This is a genomic window from Nocardioides sp. R-C-SC26, from assembly GCF_021246465.1.
Classification (GTDB): domain Bacteria; phylum Actinomycetota; class Actinomycetes; order Propionibacteriales; family Nocardioidaceae; genus Nocardioides.
Genome location: NZ_JAHRHK010000005.1, coordinates 1 through 15,084, shown reverse-complemented (window position 1 = coordinate 15,084; position 15,084 = coordinate 1). Strand labels below are relative to the sequence as shown.

Sequence of the window (15,084 nt, the reverse complement as noted above, 5' to 3'; positions counted from 1 at the left end):
AGTAGCATCGGAGTTCAGAGCAACGAAGGAGCGGATCACATGTCTGGCACGCAGTTCGGCATCTTCAGCGTCGGGGACGTCACCCCCGACCCGACGACGGGCCGCACGCCGACCGAGCACGAGCGGATCAAGGCGCAGGTCGAGATCGCGAAGAAGGCCGAGGAGGTCGGACTCGACGTCGTCGCCGTCGGCCAGCACCACAACCCGCCGTTCGTCGCGTCCTCGCCCACCACGACGATGGCCTATATCGGTGCGCAGACCGAGCGGATCATGCTCTCGACGTCCACCACGCTCATCACGACCACCGACCCGGTGCGCATCGCCGAGGACTACGGCACGCTGCAGCACCTGCTCGACGGCCGGATGGACCTCATGCTCGGCCGCGGCAACACCGGCCCGGTCTACCCCTGGTTCGGCAAGGACATCCGCGAGGGCGTCAACCTCGCCATCGAGAACTACGCCCTGCTGCACCGGCTCTGGCGCGAGGACGTCGTGAACTGGGAGGGTCGCTTCCGTACCCCGCTGCACGGTTTCACCGCGACCCCCCGGCCGCTGGACGACGTGCCGCCGTTCGTGTGGCACGGCTCGATCCGCAGCCCCGAGATCGCCGAGCAGGCCGCCTACTACGGCGACGGCTTCTTCCACAACCACATCTTCTGGCCGCCGTCGCACACCAAGCAGATGGTCGACCTGTACCGCCGTCGCTACGAGCACTACGGGCACGGCAGCTACGACCAGGCCATCGTCGGTCTCGGCGGGCAGGTCTTCATGCGGGAGAACAGCCAGGACGCCGTGCGAGAGTTCCGGCCCTACTTCGACAACGCACCGGTGTACGGGCACGGCCCGTCGTTGGAGGAGTTCTCCCGCGAGACCCCGCTGACCGTCGGCAGCCCCGAGCAGGTCATCGAGCGCACGCTCGGGTTCCTCGACTACGTGGGCGACTACCAGCGTCAGCTCTTCCTGCTCGACCACGCAGGCCTGCCGCTGAAGACCGTGCTCGAGCAGCTCGACCTGCTCGGTGAGAAGGTCGTGCCGGTGCTGCGCGAGGAGTTCGCCAAACTGCGGCCCGCGCACGTGCCGGACGCCCCCACCCACGGCAACCGCCTCGCCGCGGCGATCGCGACGGTCCCGACCCAGACGCAGACGGAGGAGGTCCTCGCATGACCGACATCGACCCGAGCCGCGTCGTGGTGGTGACGGCCGGGCTCCGCGCGCCGTCCTCGACCCGGTTGCTGGCCGACGAGCTGGCCGACGCCGTCGTCGAGGAGTTCGCCTCGGCCGGTCGGAGCGCCGAGGTGCGGATCGTGGAGGTGCGCGAGCACGCCCACGCCATCGCCGACGCGCTGCTCACCGGGTTCGCGGCCGGCGCGCTGGCCGAGGATCAGCGCGCCCTGGCAGAGGCCGATGCGGTCGTGGTGGTGACCCCGACGTTCAGTGGCTCCTACAGCGGGCTGTTCAAGTCGTTCTTCGACGTGCTCGAGCTCGGGGCCCTCGATCAGACACCGGTACTGCTGGCGGCCACCGGCGGCACCGAGCGCCACTCGCTGATGCTCGAGCACGCCCTGCGGCCGCTGTTCACCTACCTCAAGGCGGTACCGGTGCCGACGGCGATCTACGCGGCGACGGCCGACTTCGGCGGCCCGGGCACCGCCTCGCTCAGCGCGCGCGTGCGTCGGGGTGCGGCGGAGCTGGCCCGGGCCGTGTCAGGCTCGACGTCCCGACCCACGCGGTCCGCCGTCGCGGCGGACAGCCTGGCCTTCACCCCCTTCGAGGAGCTGTTGCCGCGATGAGCGAGCAGATCACGACCACCGACAACGCCGAGCAGGGACGCTTCGAGGTCCATGTCGACGGCGTCCTGGCCGGCTTCACCGAGTACACCGACGCGGTCGCGGACGGCGTCGCGGTGCGGACCTTCCCGCACACCGAGGTCGCCGAGGAGTTCGGCGGACGTGGGCTGTCCAAGCGCGTCATCGCCGACGCTCTCGACGCCACCCGCGCCGCCGGCTCCATGGTGCGGCCGCTGTGCCCGGCCGTCGCCGGTTTCATCGAGAAGAACCCCGAGTACGCCGACCTCGTCCTCGGGTAGAGCTCAGAGGGGATACCAAACGGGTTTTGGCAGGTTCCTCCCGGCGTGTCGTCGGCGTGTCGCCTGCCAAAACACGTTCGGTATCCCCGGCCGGGCTTTGGGAGGATGACGCCATGACCGTCGTGATGGGCATCGAGACCTCCTGCGACGAGACCGGTGTCGGCTTCGTCAAGGACGGCGTGCTGCTCGGCGACGCGCTCGCCTCCAGCATCGACGAGCACGTCCGCTTCGGCGGAGTCGTGCCCGAGATCGCGGCCCGCGCGCACGTGCAGTCGATCGTGCCGACGATGCGACAGGCTCTGGACGCCGCCCGGCTCGACTGGTCCGACGTCGGTGCCGTGGCCGTCACCGCAGGGCCGGGACTGGCCACGGCGCTCCACGTCGGCGTCGCGGCGGGCAAGGCGGCGGCGCTCGCGCTCGGCGTCCCGCTGTACGGCGTGCACCATCTCGCGGGGCATGCCGCGGCCGACACCCTGGTGCACGGCCCGCTCCCCGAGCGGAGCATCGTGCTGATTGTCAGCGGCGGGCACACCTCGCTGCTCTCGGTGCGCGACCTGGTGCGCACCCCGATCGTGCACCTCTCCGACACCCTCGACGACGCCGCCGGCGAGGCCTTCGACAAGGTGGCGCGACTCCTCGGGCTGCCCTACCCCGGCGGTCCGTCGATCGACGCCACCTCCCGCGACGGCGATCCGCGCGCGATCCGCTTCACCCGCCCGTTGATGGGCCAACGCGATCCGGCGCTCGGCTTCTCCTTCTCCGGCCTGAAGTCCGCGGTCGCCCGGTATGTCGCCGGCCCGCAGGATCCGGGCATCACCACGGCCGACATCGCCGCCTCCTTCCAGGAGTGCGTGGCCGACACCGTCGTCACCAAGGCGTTGCGCGCCTGCCGGCAGGAGGGTGTCGACACCCTGGTGATCGTCGGTGGCGTCGCCGCGAACAGCCGGGTGCGCAGTCTGGCCGAGGAGCGCTGCGCGGCGGCCGGCATCGAGCTGCGGGTGCCGCCGATGCGCCTGTGCACCGACAACGGCGCCATGATCGCCGCGATCGGCGACCTCCTCGTGCGCGACGGCGCGACGCCGTCGGTGCCCGACCTGGGTGCGCGCTCCTCGATCCCGCTCGAACTCGCCCGCTTGGGATGACCGCTCTGCGTTGACCCGTCTCTAGTTGAAGACGGGTCAACGCGGAGGGCGCTGAGGCCAGCCTTCCCTTTCTGGAACGACTCAAGAAAACGTGGTTGAGTCGAGGGGACCGAGGGAAAGGAATCCGACATGACCGAGACCGTCACCCGTCACAGGACCGTGCACAGCGCACACCCGGCCTATCGCGCGTCCGAGCAGGTCGCCGCTCATCTGCAGCAGCTCCTCGTCGACCTGACCGACCTGCACCTGACCGGCAAGCAGGCGCACTGGAACGTCGTGGGCACGAACTTCCGCGACCTCCACCTCGCACTCGACGAGGTCATCGACGCCGCGCGGGACTTCGCCGACGACGTCGCCGAGCGGATGCGGGCGGTCTACGTCGTTCCGGACGCGCGCTCCGCGACCGTCGCGCACCAGACCAGCCTCCCGCAGTTCCCCGCGACCGAGGTCGACACCGCCGACACCGTCGACCTGATCGTCTCCGCGCTCTACGGCGTGGCAGCCACCGCTCGCCGCATCCACGACGACGTCGATGCCGAGGACCCCACCACGGCCGACATGCTGCACGCGATCCTGGAGAGCGTGGAGAAGTTCGCCTGGATGATCGACGCCGAGAACCGCACCGCCAACGCCAGCGCACCGGCGCAGGTCGTCGTCTGATCCACGGCCCGGGCCCCGGTGGCCCGCGCTGGACGGCGCGACCTCGCGAACGCCCCCGAGAGGAACCTCGGGGGCGTTCCTGATGTCGGGGCGCCGACGGAATCTGGTGCAATACGTGCATGGCGATCCTCAGCGCGCTCAAGTCGCGCGTGGGCAAGATGCTGCTCGAACGCACGATGAAGGACGGCATCGACCTCCGGAAGATGCGGTTCCTCCCCGACGCGGTGACGATGCCGCTCAAGCGCGACGGTCTCGACCCTCTCCCCGCGATGGCCAAGGCCCGCGAGGAGGAGCCGGTCAAGAAGCTCGCCACCCTCTTCGGACGCAACATCTGGCTGGTCAGTGGCTATGACGAGGCGCGCGCCGCACTCGCCGACAGCACCTACTCCAACGACCTGGGTCAGTTCGTCTCGCAGGAGGGCCGCAGCGACGAGGAGAAGATCGGCGGCCTCGGCATGACCGACCCGCCCCTGCACACCGAGCTGCGCCGCTACCTCACGCCGGAGTTCACCATGCGGCGGCTGGCTCGCCTCGAACCGGAGATCGAGCGCGTCGTCAACGAGCGGCTCGACGCGATGGTGGAGGCCGGGCCCGAGATCGACCTGGTCAAGGAGTTCGCCTTCCCGGTGCCTTTCCAGGTCATCTGCGAACTGCTGGGGCTCCCCGTCGAGGACCGTGAGCGCTTCTTCGAGCTCGGTGTCGCCCGCTTCGATCTCACTCAGGGCGGAGCCGGGGCCCCCGGCGGCGCCCCCCCCCCCCCCCCCCCTCCCGCCCCGGGCTTCGCCCCGCNGCGCGCCGGCGGGGGGGCCCCCCCCCCGCGGCCCCCCCCGCCCACACCCGCGACTTCCTGATCAAGGCCGTCGCCGCTCAGCGGGCCGAGCCCGGCGACGGCCTGATCGGCGGACTGCTCGCCGAGCACGGCGACGAGTTGAGCGACCTCGTGCTCGGCGGCATCGCCGACGGCGTCTTCCTCGGGGGGTACGAGACCTCGGCCTCGATGCTGGCGCTCGGTGCCTACCTGCTGGCCGAGAACCCCGAGGCGGTGCGGATGCTCCGCGACGAGCCGGAGTCGGTCGACCGGGTGGTCGAGGAGCTCCTGCGACACCTCACCGTCGTCCAGCTGGCCTTCCTGCGGTTCGCGACCCGCGACCACGAGCTCGGTGGCCAGCAGATCAAGACCGGCGACGCCGTCGGCATCTCACTGCTGGGTGCGAACCGCGACGAGAAGATCGCCGTCGACGGCGACCGCTTCGATCCTGCACGCGAGCCCACGCGTCATCTGGCCTTCGGCCACGGCATGCACCGCTGCGTCGGGGCAGAGCTGGCCCGGATGGAGCTGCGGATCGCGCTGCGCGGTCTGGCTCAGCGCTTCCCCGACCTCCAGGTCACCGCGGATCGCTCCGACCTGGACTTCCGCAAGCTCTCGGCCGTGTACGGCGTCGAGGAGCTGCCGGTGCACCTGTACGGCCGCGACCGGGACGTGGTGGCCGCGGGCTGACGCCGGCGGATCGGTTTCGAGACGGCCGCCCCCTCGTTCCTCGGGGGCGACCTCCTCAACCACCGTCTCGAACGGCCCACGCCCGTTCGTCGGGGCGACCTCCTCAACCACCGGGCGCGCCGGTGGTTGAGGAGCGAGCGCCAGCGAGCGTCTCGAAACCCCGGGACTTTCAAGAGATCGCACGGATCGGGCAGGTGCCGGCTGCGCGACCTCCTACTTCGACGTCGAGAGCCGGTACTGGCGCACCGAGAGCGGCACGAACACCAGCAGGATCAGGACGATCCAGCCGAGGGTGTAGACCACCGGGTTCTGCATGGACCAGGCGTCGGAGGTGGGCACGGCCGGGTTGGTGTTGCCGAACAGCTCGCGGCAGGCCTGCGTGAGCGTCGAGACCGGGTTCCACTCCACGAACGTGCGCAGCACGCCACCGAACGACTCGGTCGGCACGAACGCGTTCGAGACGAACGTCAGCGGCATGATCACGATGAACGAGGCGTTGTTGATCACCTCGACACTCGGCACGAGCAGGCCCACCCAGGCCATCACCCAGCTGATCGCGTAGGCGAAGACCAGCAGGAGTGCGAAGCCGGCCAGCATGTCGAGGACGCCTTCACGCACGCGCCAGCCGACGATCAGCCCGGTGAGCGCCATGATGATCAGCGACAGCACGTTGTAGACCACGTCGGACGTCGTGCGCCCGACCAGCACTGCGGCGGGTGACATCGGCAGGGACCGGAATCGGTCGATGATGCCCTTCTGCATGTCCTCGGCGAGGCCGGCGCCGGTGAAGGTCGCGCCGAACACGACGGTCTGGGCGAAGATGCCGCCGACCAGGAACTCCTTGTAGTCCACGTTGCCGGGCACGTCGATCGCGCCGCCGAAGACGTAGGCGAAGAGCAGCACGAACATGATCGGGCTGATCAGCACGAAGACGAGCACCTCGGGCACCCGCTTGATCTTGATCAGGTTGCGCTGGGCGACGACCCAGCCGTCGGTGAGGGCGTGTGGGAGCGCCATCAGGCCACCTCCTCCGTGGTCGTGGACGACTGCTCCTCGGCCGAACGGCCGGTGAGCGTCAAGAAGACGTCGTCGAGCGTGGGTCGCCGCAGCCCGATGTCGAGCACGTGGATCTGCTCGCGCTGGAGCTCCTCCAGGACACGGGCGAGCGACGCCGGCCCGCCGTCGACGGCGGCCAGCACCGTGCGCTCGTCCACGCCGACCTCGCCGTGGGCCACGGCGGCGACGATCGAGCGGACGCGGTCGACGTCGTCGACCGAGCCGACCACGACCTCGACCCGCTCGCCGCCGGTCTGGGCCTTGAGCTGGTCGGCGGTGCCACGGGCGATGGCCCGCCCGTGGTCGATGACGACGATGTCGTCGGCGAGGCGGTCGGCCTCCTCCAGGTACTGGGTGGTGAGCAGCAGGGTCGAGCCGCCGGCGACTAGCTCGCGGATGACGTCCCACATCTGCTGACGGCTGCGCGGGTCGAGGCCCGTCGTCGGCTCGTCGAGGATCAGCACGGGAGGCTCGGCGACGAGCGCGCCGGCGAGGTCGAGACGCCGGCGCATGCCACCGGAGTACGTCTTCGACGGCCGGTCGCCGGCGTCGGCCAGGTCGAACCGCTCGAGCAGCTGCCGCGCGCGCTCGCGGGCGCGCTGCTTTCCGAATCCGTAGAGCCGACCCACCATGGTGAGGTTCTCGAAGCCGGTCAGGTGCTCATCGACCGCGGCGTACTGCCCCGACAGGCCGATGTTGCGCCGCACCGCCTGGGGGTCGCCCAGGACGTCGATGCCGTTGATCTCCGCGCGGCCGGCATCGGGACGGAGCAGCGTCGTGAGGCAGCGCACCGCCGTCGTCTTGCCCGCCCCGTTCGGCCCGAGCAGCGCCAGCACGGTGCCCTCGGGTACCGCGAGGTCGAGCCCGCTGAGCGCCTCGACCTCCTTGTATCGCTTGACCAGGCCCTCGGCCCGGATCATGAAGGTGTCCACACCCATGTCGTCCCTTTCGCGCACTCGCCGCCTGCCCCGGTTCAGGGCAACGGTGACGGTACAGACGGCCGCCGACAACCGAATTCATCGCGGTGAGCCACATCCGGTCACGCACCGGATCCGGCTCGCCACCATGTCGGCACCACGTGGCAGGCTGGGGGCGTGGCTCATGTGGTGGTGGTCGGCGGCATCAACGTCGACGTCTGTGCGCGGCCGTCCGCGCCGAGCGTCCCGGCGACCAGCAACCCGGGCGGCGTCACGATGACGCCCGGCGGCGTGGGTCGCAACATCGCCGAGAACCTGGCCCGCCTGGGCACCGCGACCCATCTCGTCGGTGCGGTGGGTGCCGACCGGTTCGCCGAGATCGCGCTCGCCGCGACCGGTCAGGCCGGCGTCGACCTGAGCCACGTCCGCACGGTCGAGGCGCCGACGGGGACCTATGTCGCGCTGCTCGACCACGACGGCGAACTGGCCGGCGGAGTCTCCGACATGCGCGCCCACCTCACGACCGACGACGTCGCAGCGGCCGCCGACCTGATCGCGACGGCGTCGTGGGTCGTGCTCGACGGCAACCTCGCGCCGGAGGTGATGGCGGCCGCCTGGGACGCCGCCGGCGACGTGCCCGTGGCGATCGACCCGGTGAGCGTGCCGAAGACCGCCGTGCTCGCCTCGCTCGCCCCGGGACGCCGTCTGGGCCTGCTCTCGGCCGGCACGGCCGAGCTCGCCGCAGTCGGCCTGATCGGCGAGGTCGGTGCCGACATGGTCTGGGAGCGGCGCGGTACCGGCGGGTCGAGGCTGATCCGCGGCTCGTCCGTGCACGAGTCGCCGGCGATCGCGCCGCCGCCGCCGGGCGTCGTCGACGTCACGGGTGCGGGTGACGCGATGCTGGCCGCGTTCTGTCACGCCAGCCTGGCCGGCGCCGACGTCGAGGAGGCCGTGCGATTCGCGCACGGCGCCGCAGCGCTGACCGTCGCCTGCCCGCAGGCGGTACGCCCCGACCTCAGCGTCGAGCTCGTGCGGAGCATGCTGTGAACGCTGCGACGACGCCGCCGGTGCAGGTGGCGCCGCCCGTGCAGGAGGCGCTCGCGCAGGGCCGCCCGGTGGTGGCGCTGGAGAGCACGATCATCAGCCACGGCATGCCCTACCCGCGCAACGTCGAGATGGCGCTCGAGGTCGAGCAGATCGTGCGCGACGCGGGCGCTGTGCCCGCCACCATCGCCGTCCTGGACGGCGTGCCGCGGGTGGGTCTGGACGGCGATGCCCTCGAGCTCCTCGCCAGCGACGCGGGAGTGAGCAAGGCCAGCGTGCGTGATCTGCCCGTGCTGATGGCGCGAGGCGCCCACGGCGCGACGACCGTCGCGGCGACGATGCGGTTGGCGGCGCTCGCCGGCATCGAGGTGTTCGTGACCGGCGGCCTCGGCGGTGTGCACCGCGGCGCTGCGGAGACCTTCGACATCTCCGCAGACCTGACCGAGCTCTCCACCACCGCCGTGACCGTCGTCAGCGCAGGCGTGAAGAGCATCCTCGACATCGGTCTGACGCTGGAGGTGCTCGAGACCGGTGGCGTGCCGGTGGTCGTGCACGGCAGCGACGAGTTCCCCGCCTTCTACTCCCGCAGCAGCGGCTTCGCCTCCCCGGCGCGCGTCGACTCCGCCGAGGCCGCCGCCGACGTCGTGCGCGCGGCACGTGCGCTGGGGCTGCGCGGCGGCATCGTGGTGGCGAACCCGATCGACGCTGCCGAGGAGATCCCGGCCGAGCAGATCGGCGTCGTCATCGCCGACGCGCTCGCCGATCTCGACCGTCTCGGCATCACCGGCAAGGACGTCACGCCCTATCTCCTGCGCCGCATCGTGGAGCTCACCGACGGCGAGAGCCTGCGCGCCAACATCGCGCTGGTGAAGAGCAACGCCCGCTTCGGGGCCGCCGTCGCCGCGTCGCTCGCCGGGAGCTGAGGCTGTTCGGCCGGTCGTCCGGTTTTGTCGGCCGGCCGAGAGAACCGGACCCTGGCGGGCGAGACTTCCTCGTCCAAGGTCCGGTTTCGTACGCCCAGTTCGGGCACCGGATCGTCCGGAGTTCGCCCGCGGTTCATCGATCCGTGCCACGCTCCGCGCGTGACTCCCTCTCCCGCTCGCATCGGCGCCGGGCCGGCCGCCGTCGACTCTGCCGCGAACACACCGTCGTCAGCCACCCGCCGCGGCGTCCTGGCCGGAGGCGTGACCGCCGGCCTCGCAGGGGCAGCCTCCCCGCTGCTGTGGGTGCCGCCGGCCGCCTCGGCAGCGCGACCCGTCGGCGTCCACCTCATGTACGGCGACGATCCCCGGACGTCGATGACGGTGTCGTGGTCGACGCCGAAGTCGGTGCGTCGTCCGCGGCTGGAGATCGGGCCCGACCGCGGTCTGGGGCTCGACGTCCCGCTGCGATCGCGCTCGTCGCGCGGCGTCGCCTCGGTCTACCACCACGGACGCGTCGCGGGCCTGAAGCCGGGCACCCGCTACCGCTATCGGATCACCCACGACGGCGGCCCGGCGCAGAGCGGCACGTTCACGACCGCGCCCCGCACGCCGAAGCCGTTCCGGTTCGCCGCGTTCGGCGACATGGGCGTCAACGCCGCGGCGAGCCGCAACGCCCGACTGATCCAGAAGATGGACCCGGACCTCTCCTTCATCGTCGGGGACCTCTGCTACGCCGACTCCGCGGGCGGCACCGGGCTCGGTGGCGGCGCGACGCAGGACTTCGCGGAGTGGGACCGCTGGCTGGCGATGATCCAGGGAACCGCGGCCCGCTCGCCGTGGATGACCACCGTCGGCAACCACGAGATGGAGGAGGGCAACGGCGAGCTCGGCTACGACGGCTACCTCGCGCGCTTCGCCACCCCCCGCACCGGCGCGAAGGGCGCGCCCACGACGTACTCGTTCGTCTACGGCAACGTCGGGTTCATCGCGCTCGACGGCAACGACGCCAGCTACGAGATCGACCGCAACCGCAACTACCTCGGCGCGACGCAGGACCGCTGGCTGGAGCGGACGCTCAAGCAGATGCGTGCCACCCCCGACCTCGACTTCATCGTGGTCGGCTTCCACAACTGCATGTACTGCACCAACCTCGTGCACGGCTCGGACGGCGGCAACCGCGACCGCTGGGAGCGGCTCTTCGACCGGTACACCGTCGACCTCGTCGTCAACGGCCACAACCACTGCTACGAGCGCACCCACCTGATGCGCGACGGCGCGCCCGTCAAGGAGGCTCCGCGCGGTGCCGTCGTCGACTCGCGCCGGGGCACGACCTACCTGACGGCGGGTGGCGCCGGCCAGGCCGTCTACCCGACCGGCGGCCTCCCGGCGTCCTACGTGACGGTCGAGGGCGGACTGCGCGTGCCCGAGCTGACGACGTACTCCGCGGTCGTCGACCACACCCACTCCATCGCGTTCCTCGACGTCACGCCCCGCCGCAACGGCGTCGCCACCATGAAGCTCGTCGCCCTCGACGGCTCCGGCGCCGTGATCGACAGGGTGACGTTGCGGCGCGGATGAGGCGTGGGCTGGCGGGGGGAGATTCACCGGCTACCCGGTGAAACTGGACCCGGGGGGCGAAGTTTCGTCGGGCAAGGTCCAGTTTTGTCCGCTCGGTGAGGAGTTCCACCGGCTACCCGGTGAATCTCCTCGGCGGAGGGGCGAAGCTCCCGCGACACGCCGACGGACGGCGCCGCAGCCGGGAGAAACGTCGGGTCGGTCCCACTCGGCGACCAGCGAGTCGGACGACGAGCCTGCCCGGACCCGACCGACCCGACCCGGACTCGCCCAGACCCGACGAGATCCGACCCGACGACCCGACGCCGTGCATCACCGCCGGGCGCCACGGGTCGGGCACCCTGCTTCCCGCCCGCTGCCATCGCTGACACCATGCGCACGTGCGCTACGTGGGGATCGACCTGGCCTGGGGTGAGCGCAACCCCACGGGTCTCGCTGTCCTTGATGAGGACGCACGACTGATCCATCTCAGCGCGGTCCGCACCGACGACGAGATCGTCGCCGCGCTGAGCGAGCACACTGCCGGTGACTGCGTCGTCGGCATCGACGCGCCGCTGATCGTGCGCAACCAGACCGGTTCGCGGCCGGCGGAGAAGGCGCTCAGCAAGGACTTCCGTCGATTCAACGCCGGCACGCACCCGACCAACCTGAACAAGCCGGAGTTCAGCGAGGGCTCGCGCGGCGCGCGCGTCGCGGCACGGTTCGACCTCCCCATCGACCAGCCCCTGCAGGGACGGCGGCGCGCAGTCGAGGTCTACCCGCACGCGGCCACGGTGGCGCTGTTCGCGCTGCCGAAGGTGCTGCGCTACAAGCACAAGTCGGGCCGCGACCTGGAGCTGCTGCGGGAGCAGCTGCTGATCCTGATGGGCCTGGTCGAGACCCTGGTGGTCGTCGACGAGACCTGGCAGGTGCAGCGTGCGAGCGTGGAGACAGCCGCCACCAAGGCTGCGCTCCGGCACGTGGAGGACCAGGTCGACGCCGTCGTCTGCGCCTACGTCGCCTTCCTCGCCGCCACCCGTCCCGACGACGTCACGGTCTACGGCGATGCCGAGACCGGCCAGATCGTGACGCCGACCCTCGGCCGCGGCGTCGACCGGACGGCGGCTGCGGTGCGCGCCTACTCCGAGCAGCACACCGAGCTCGTCCTCGCCGGACCCCAGGCCGTCGACCTGGTGCGCGGCCTGCTCGACGACGCCGGCATCAACTATCTCTCGGTCACCGGGCGGACGAAGTCGGTCGCCTCGTTCGCGGAGAAGGCCGTGCGCACCCGCGACGGCGTCCCGCTCTACACCGACCCCCTGCGCGAAATCACCGACCAGCTCGGCGTCCGGGTCATCACCTACACCACCGACGACGTCGCGATGGTCGCCGATCTGCTGGCCGACCAGGTCGTCGTCACGCTCGACCGCGACCTGGGCCGCCTCACCGCGCGCGAGGGTCGTTTCGGCTACGCCAGCCGTCACCTGCTCGTCGGCCTGGACCCCGCTCGCCAGGGTCGCGAGGAGTTCGACCTCCTGCCCGGGCGGACCGTGTCGGTGCAGGTGCGCACCGTTCTCCAGCATGCGTGGGCCGAGTTCGAGCACGACATCCGCTACAAGGGCAGCGTGCCGCCCGAGCACGCCTCGGAGTTCGACCGCCGCTTCACCCTCGCGGCCGGGCTGATCGAGCTCGCGGACCGCGAGTTCTCCCACATCCGCGACCGGCTCAAGGGCCTGGCGCCGACCGTCGCCGACTCCGACGACGACGACCCGCGTCTGGACCCCCGCGAGCTAGGCGCCTTCCTGGCCGGGCAGTTCCCCGACGCGGCGTGGTCGCGCGGGGACCACTACGGCTGGATCTCCGGGCTCCTCCTCGAGCTGGGCCTGACCTCGTTCGGCGAGGTCGCCGACGCGCTGGCCCGGGCCGACCACACGGCCATCTCGAGCCGGATGGACTACCGGCATCCGCCGGGCGCCGTGCGCCGGGTGGACGACGCGCTGCTGTGGGTCTTCGGCGAGCGGTACGTCCGGCTCCACGGGAACGCGCACCGCAGGGACGCGCTCGCCGCGCGGTTGGAGCGACTCGCACCCGCCGGTGAGGTCGGGCCACGCTAGGAGATCGCGCGACCTCTGAGCCTGATGAGTCAGCTGACCGCGGCCGAGTAGGCGACGAAGCCCGCCACGAACCCGCCGATCAGCACCAGCTCGCCGAGCAACGCCACCAGCCAGGCACGTCGTCCGCGCGCGAGCTGCACGATCGTGGCGACCACCGTCACGACCGTGACCGGTGCCGTGCCGGCGATCGTGCCCAGCGATGCGGTGACTGCGCCGTCCACGCTGCACGTCGCCTCGGGGCAGTAGTCGAGGAAGACCAGGAAGAAGAAGGCCAGGAACGAGCCCAGCGCCCAGGTGAGCACCAGGCCGATGATCAGCACGATCGAGACGACGCGGTCGCCGGTGCTGGAGGTCTCGGACACGGTCGCATCCTGACAGCGCGCGGAGTTGCGGGCGCACTCACCGTCGAGGCGGACTAGACGACGTGCTCCCGCCGCCTCACCACGGGCTGGGTCGGTAGTCCTTGAGGAAGTGGCCGTGCAGGTCTTCGCCCCGCTCGCCGAGCACCACCGGGTCGTAGACGCGCGCGGCGCCGTCGACGAGGTCCAGCGGGGCGTGCCAGCCCTCGGCGGCGATCCGGAGCTTGTCCTGGTGGGGACGCTCGTCGGTGATCCAGCCGGTGTCGACGGCGTTCATCAGGATCCGGTCGGTCTCGAACATCTCACCCGCGGACGTGCGGGTCAGCATGTTGAGCGCGGCCTTCGCCATGTTGGTGTGCGGGTGCCCGGCACCCTTGTAGCGACGCGCGAACTGGCCCTCCATCGCCGACACGTTCACCACGTGCGCGCGCCCGGACGGCGCCTGACGGGCCGCGGCGGCCATCGCCGGCCGCAGCCGCGAGACCAGCAGGAACGGCGCTACGGAGTTGCACAGCTGCACCTCGAGCAGCTCCAGCGGGTCGACCTCGGAGACGGTCTGGGTCCAGGAGTTGGTGGTCTGCAGGTCGGGCAGCAGGCCACCGGCGTCGACGGCGGTGCCGTCGAGGTGCGCCTCCAGGCTGGCGCTGCCCGCGCGCAGCGCGAGGGCGGTGAGCGTCGCAGCGGTGTGCTCGGCCCGCGCGTGCTCGAGGGTCTCGCCGTCGTGGCGAGCGACGGCGTCCTGGCGCAGGACGCCGGCGATCGCGGCGGGGTGGGCCTCGGAGATGCGGTCGAAGCGCACCATCTCGGGAAGGTCGCGCCCGGAGATCTGGTCGGGCAGGGGCTCGGACTCCCCGGCCACCAGCGGCGCGTACGCACCCGGCGAGCGCCGGACGGTCTGGCAGGCGTTGTTGATCAGGACGTCGAGTGGCCCGGCCGCCGCGACGTCGTCGGCGAGCGCCACGACCTGGGTGGGGTCGCGCAGGTCGATGCCGACGACCTTGAGGCGGTGCAGCCAGTCCTCGCTGTCGGGCAGGGAGGAGAACCGCCGCACGGCGTCATGGGGGAAGCGGGTGGTGATGGTCAGGTGTGCGCCGTCGCGCAGCAGACGCAGTGCGATGTACATGCCGATCTTGGCGCGACCGCCGGTGAGCAGTGCGCGCCGTCCCGAGAGGTCGGTGCCCTGGTCGCGCTTGGCGTGGGACATCGCGGCGCACTCGGGGCACAGCCAGTGGTAGAACGCGTCGACCAGGGTGTAGTCGCGCTTGCAGATGTAGCAGCCGCGCGGGTTGATCAGCTCGCCGGCGAAATGTCCGGACGTCGGGGTGGAGAGCAGGATCCCCTCGGTCTCGTCGTCGATGCGCATCGGCGAGCCGGTCGCGGTGGCCTCGGTGATCGCCCGGTCGTGGGCCAGTTCGGCCTCTCGCTTGGCGGTGCGCCGGTCGCGCTTGATCGCCTTGTACATGTGCGAGGCGGCTCGCTTGACGGCGATGTGGTCCGGGTGGTCCTCCGGCACCTCGTGCAGCGACCCGAGTACCCGGATCGTCGTCGCGAGGTCGGCGGGGTCGATGCCGGGGAACTCGTCAGCCACCGGCTGATCGTAGTCGCGTGTGCGCCGTCGTCCCGCTCGCGGCCGGGCGAGCGGTGACCTGCTGAGGATTCCCTGGCGACGCCGGGGCGGCGCGGTGACCTGCTGAGGAAACGCCGCAGCCGGAACCTCAGCAGCTCACCGCC

Annotated in this window: 14 protein-coding genes; 10 read left to right on the top strand and 4 right to left on the bottom strand. The window is 71.3% G+C overall.

Going from position 1 to position 15,084, the window contains the following annotated elements:
• Positions 1–39 precede the first annotated feature (39 nt).
• The 6 genes from KSO97_RS05990 to KSO97_RS05965 all read left to right on the top strand — a co-directional run bounded on the left by KSO97_RS05990 (position 40) and on the right by KSO97_RS05965 (position 5,386).
• Positions 40–1,164: an LLM class flavin-dependent oxidoreductase gene (locus tag KSO97_RS05990; protein ID WP_232677158.1), complete on the top strand. Its 1,125-nt coding sequence runs from the start codon at positions 40–42 to the stop codon at positions 1,162–1,164.
• On the top strand, positions 1,161–1,790 hold the full coding sequence (locus KSO97_RS05985) for a CE1759 family FMN reductase (protein WP_232677155.1): 630 nt from the start codon (positions 1,161–1,163) through the stop codon (positions 1,788–1,790). The genes KSO97_RS05990 and KSO97_RS05985 overlap by 4 nt, the downstream gene beginning before the upstream one ends.
• Positions 1,787–2,086, top strand: coding sequence for a GNAT family N-acetyltransferase (locus tag KSO97_RS05980; protein ID WP_232677153.1), 300 nt, complete (start codon positions 1,787–1,789; stop codon positions 2,084–2,086). Before KSO97_RS05985 ends, KSO97_RS05980 begins: the two co-directional genes overlap by 4 nt.
• 113 nt (positions 2,087–2,199) lie before the next feature.
• Complete coding sequence (gene tsaD / locus KSO97_RS05975) at positions 2,200–3,228, top strand: tRNA (adenosine(37)-N6)-threonylcarbamoyltransferase complex transferase subunit TsaD (protein ID WP_232677151.1); 1,029 nt, start codon at positions 2,200–2,202, stop codon at positions 3,226–3,228.
• A gap of 129 nt (positions 3,229–3,357) precedes the next feature.
• Complete coding sequence (locus KSO97_RS05970; protein ID WP_232677150.1) at positions 3,358–3,888, top strand: Dps family protein; 531 nt, start codon at positions 3,358–3,360, stop codon at positions 3,886–3,888.
• A 928-nt stretch (positions 3,889–4,816) separates the two neighbouring features.
• Positions 4,817–5,386, top strand: a complete 570-nt coding sequence (locus KSO97_RS05965) for a cytochrome P450 (protein WP_232677149.1) — start codon at positions 4,817–4,819, stop codon at positions 5,384–5,386.
• A gap of 213 nt (positions 5,387–5,599) precedes the next feature.
• On the opposite strand, the gene KSO97_RS05960 is transcribed toward KSO97_RS05965, so the two are convergent.
• Together KSO97_RS05960 and KSO97_RS05955 are read right to left on the bottom strand one after the other, a co-directional pair.
• Complete coding sequence (locus tag KSO97_RS05960; RefSeq protein WP_232677147.1) at positions 5,600–6,403, bottom strand: ABC transporter permease; 804 nt, start codon at positions 6,401–6,403, stop codon at positions 5,600–5,602.
• The gene (locus KSO97_RS05955) at positions 6,403–7,380 is read right to left on the bottom strand and encodes an ATP-binding cassette domain-containing protein (protein ID WP_232677145.1); all 978 of its coding nucleotides are present in this window, start codon (positions 7,378–7,380) and stop codon (positions 6,403–6,405) included. The genes KSO97_RS05960 and KSO97_RS05955 overlap by 1 nt, the downstream gene beginning before the upstream one ends.
• Positions 7,381–7,536: 156 nt before the next feature.
• On the opposite strand from KSO97_RS05955, the gene KSO97_RS18230 reads away from it, so the two are divergent.
• The 4 genes from KSO97_RS18230 (at position 7,537) to KSO97_RS05935 (ending at position 12,994) form a co-directional block, all read left to right on the top strand.
• On the top strand, positions 7,537–8,406 hold the full coding sequence (locus KSO97_RS18230) for a PfkB family carbohydrate kinase (protein WP_232677143.1): 870 nt from the start codon (positions 7,537–7,539) through the stop codon (positions 8,404–8,406).
• Positions 8,403–9,326 carry a pseudouridine-5'-phosphate glycosidase gene (locus KSO97_RS05945; RefSeq protein WP_232677141.1) on the top strand — a complete coding sequence of 308 codons (924 nt, stop codon included), beginning with the start codon at positions 8,403–8,405 and terminating at the stop codon, positions 9,324–9,326. The genes KSO97_RS18230 and KSO97_RS05945 overlap by 4 nt, the downstream gene beginning before the upstream one ends.
• A gap of 159 nt (positions 9,327–9,485) precedes the next feature.
• Positions 9,486–10,904 carry a metallophosphoesterase family protein gene (locus KSO97_RS05940; RefSeq protein WP_232677140.1) on the top strand — a complete coding sequence of 473 codons (1,419 nt, stop codon included), beginning with the start codon at positions 9,486–9,488 and terminating at the stop codon, positions 10,902–10,904.
• A 377-nt stretch (positions 10,905–11,281) separates the two neighbouring features.
• Positions 11,282–12,994 (top strand): DUF429 domain-containing protein, encoded by a 1,713-nt coding sequence (locus KSO97_RS05935; RefSeq protein WP_232677138.1) that lies wholly within the window; start codon positions 11,282–11,284, stop codon positions 12,992–12,994.
• 29 nt (positions 12,995–13,023) lie between these two features.
• Here the strand turns inward: KSO97_RS05935 and KSO97_RS05930 are convergent, their stop codons facing one another.
• Together KSO97_RS05930 and KSO97_RS05925 are read right to left on the bottom strand one after the other, a co-directional pair.
• Positions 13,024–13,356 carry a hypothetical protein gene (locus KSO97_RS05930; RefSeq protein WP_232677137.1) on the bottom strand — a complete coding sequence of 111 codons (333 nt, stop codon included), beginning with the start codon at positions 13,354–13,356 and terminating at the stop codon, positions 13,024–13,026.
• A 76-nt stretch (positions 13,357–13,432) separates the two neighbouring features.
• On the bottom strand, positions 13,433–14,941 hold the full coding sequence (locus tag KSO97_RS05925) for an SDR family NAD(P)-dependent oxidoreductase (protein WP_232677135.1): 1,509 nt from the start codon (positions 14,939–14,941) through the stop codon (positions 13,433–13,435).
• Positions 14,942–15,084 lie beyond the last annotated feature (143 nt).

What these genes read in the sequence shown, in the direction of transcription:
- KSO97_RS05990 (WP_232677158.1), top strand. Translation starts at nt 40, where the DNA reads ATGTCTGGCACGCAGTTCGGCATCTTCAGCGTCGGGGACGTCACCCCC.
- KSO97_RS05985 (WP_232677155.1), top strand. Translation starts at nt 1,161, where the DNA reads ATGACCGACATCGACCCGAGCCGCGTCGTGGTGGTGACGGCCGGGCTC.
- KSO97_RS05980 (WP_232677153.1), top strand. Translation starts at nt 1,787, where the DNA reads ATGAGCGAGCAGATCACGACCACCGACAACGCCGAGCAGGGACGCTTC.
- tsaD (WP_232677151.1), top strand. Translation starts at nt 2,200, where the DNA reads ATGACCGTCGTGATGGGCATCGAGACCTCCTGCGACGAGACCGGTGTC.
- KSO97_RS05970 (WP_232677150.1), top strand. Translation starts at nt 3,358, where the DNA reads ATGACCGAGACCGTCACCCGTCACAGGACCGTGCACAGCGCACACCCG.
- KSO97_RS05960 (WP_232677147.1), bottom strand. Translation starts at nt 6,403, where the DNA reads ATGGCGCTCCCACACGCCCTCACCGACGGCTGGGTCGTCGCCCAGCGC.
- KSO97_RS05955 (WP_232677145.1), bottom strand. Translation starts at nt 7,380, where the DNA reads ATGGGTGTGGACACCTTCATGATCCGGGCCGAGGGCCTGGTCAAGCGA.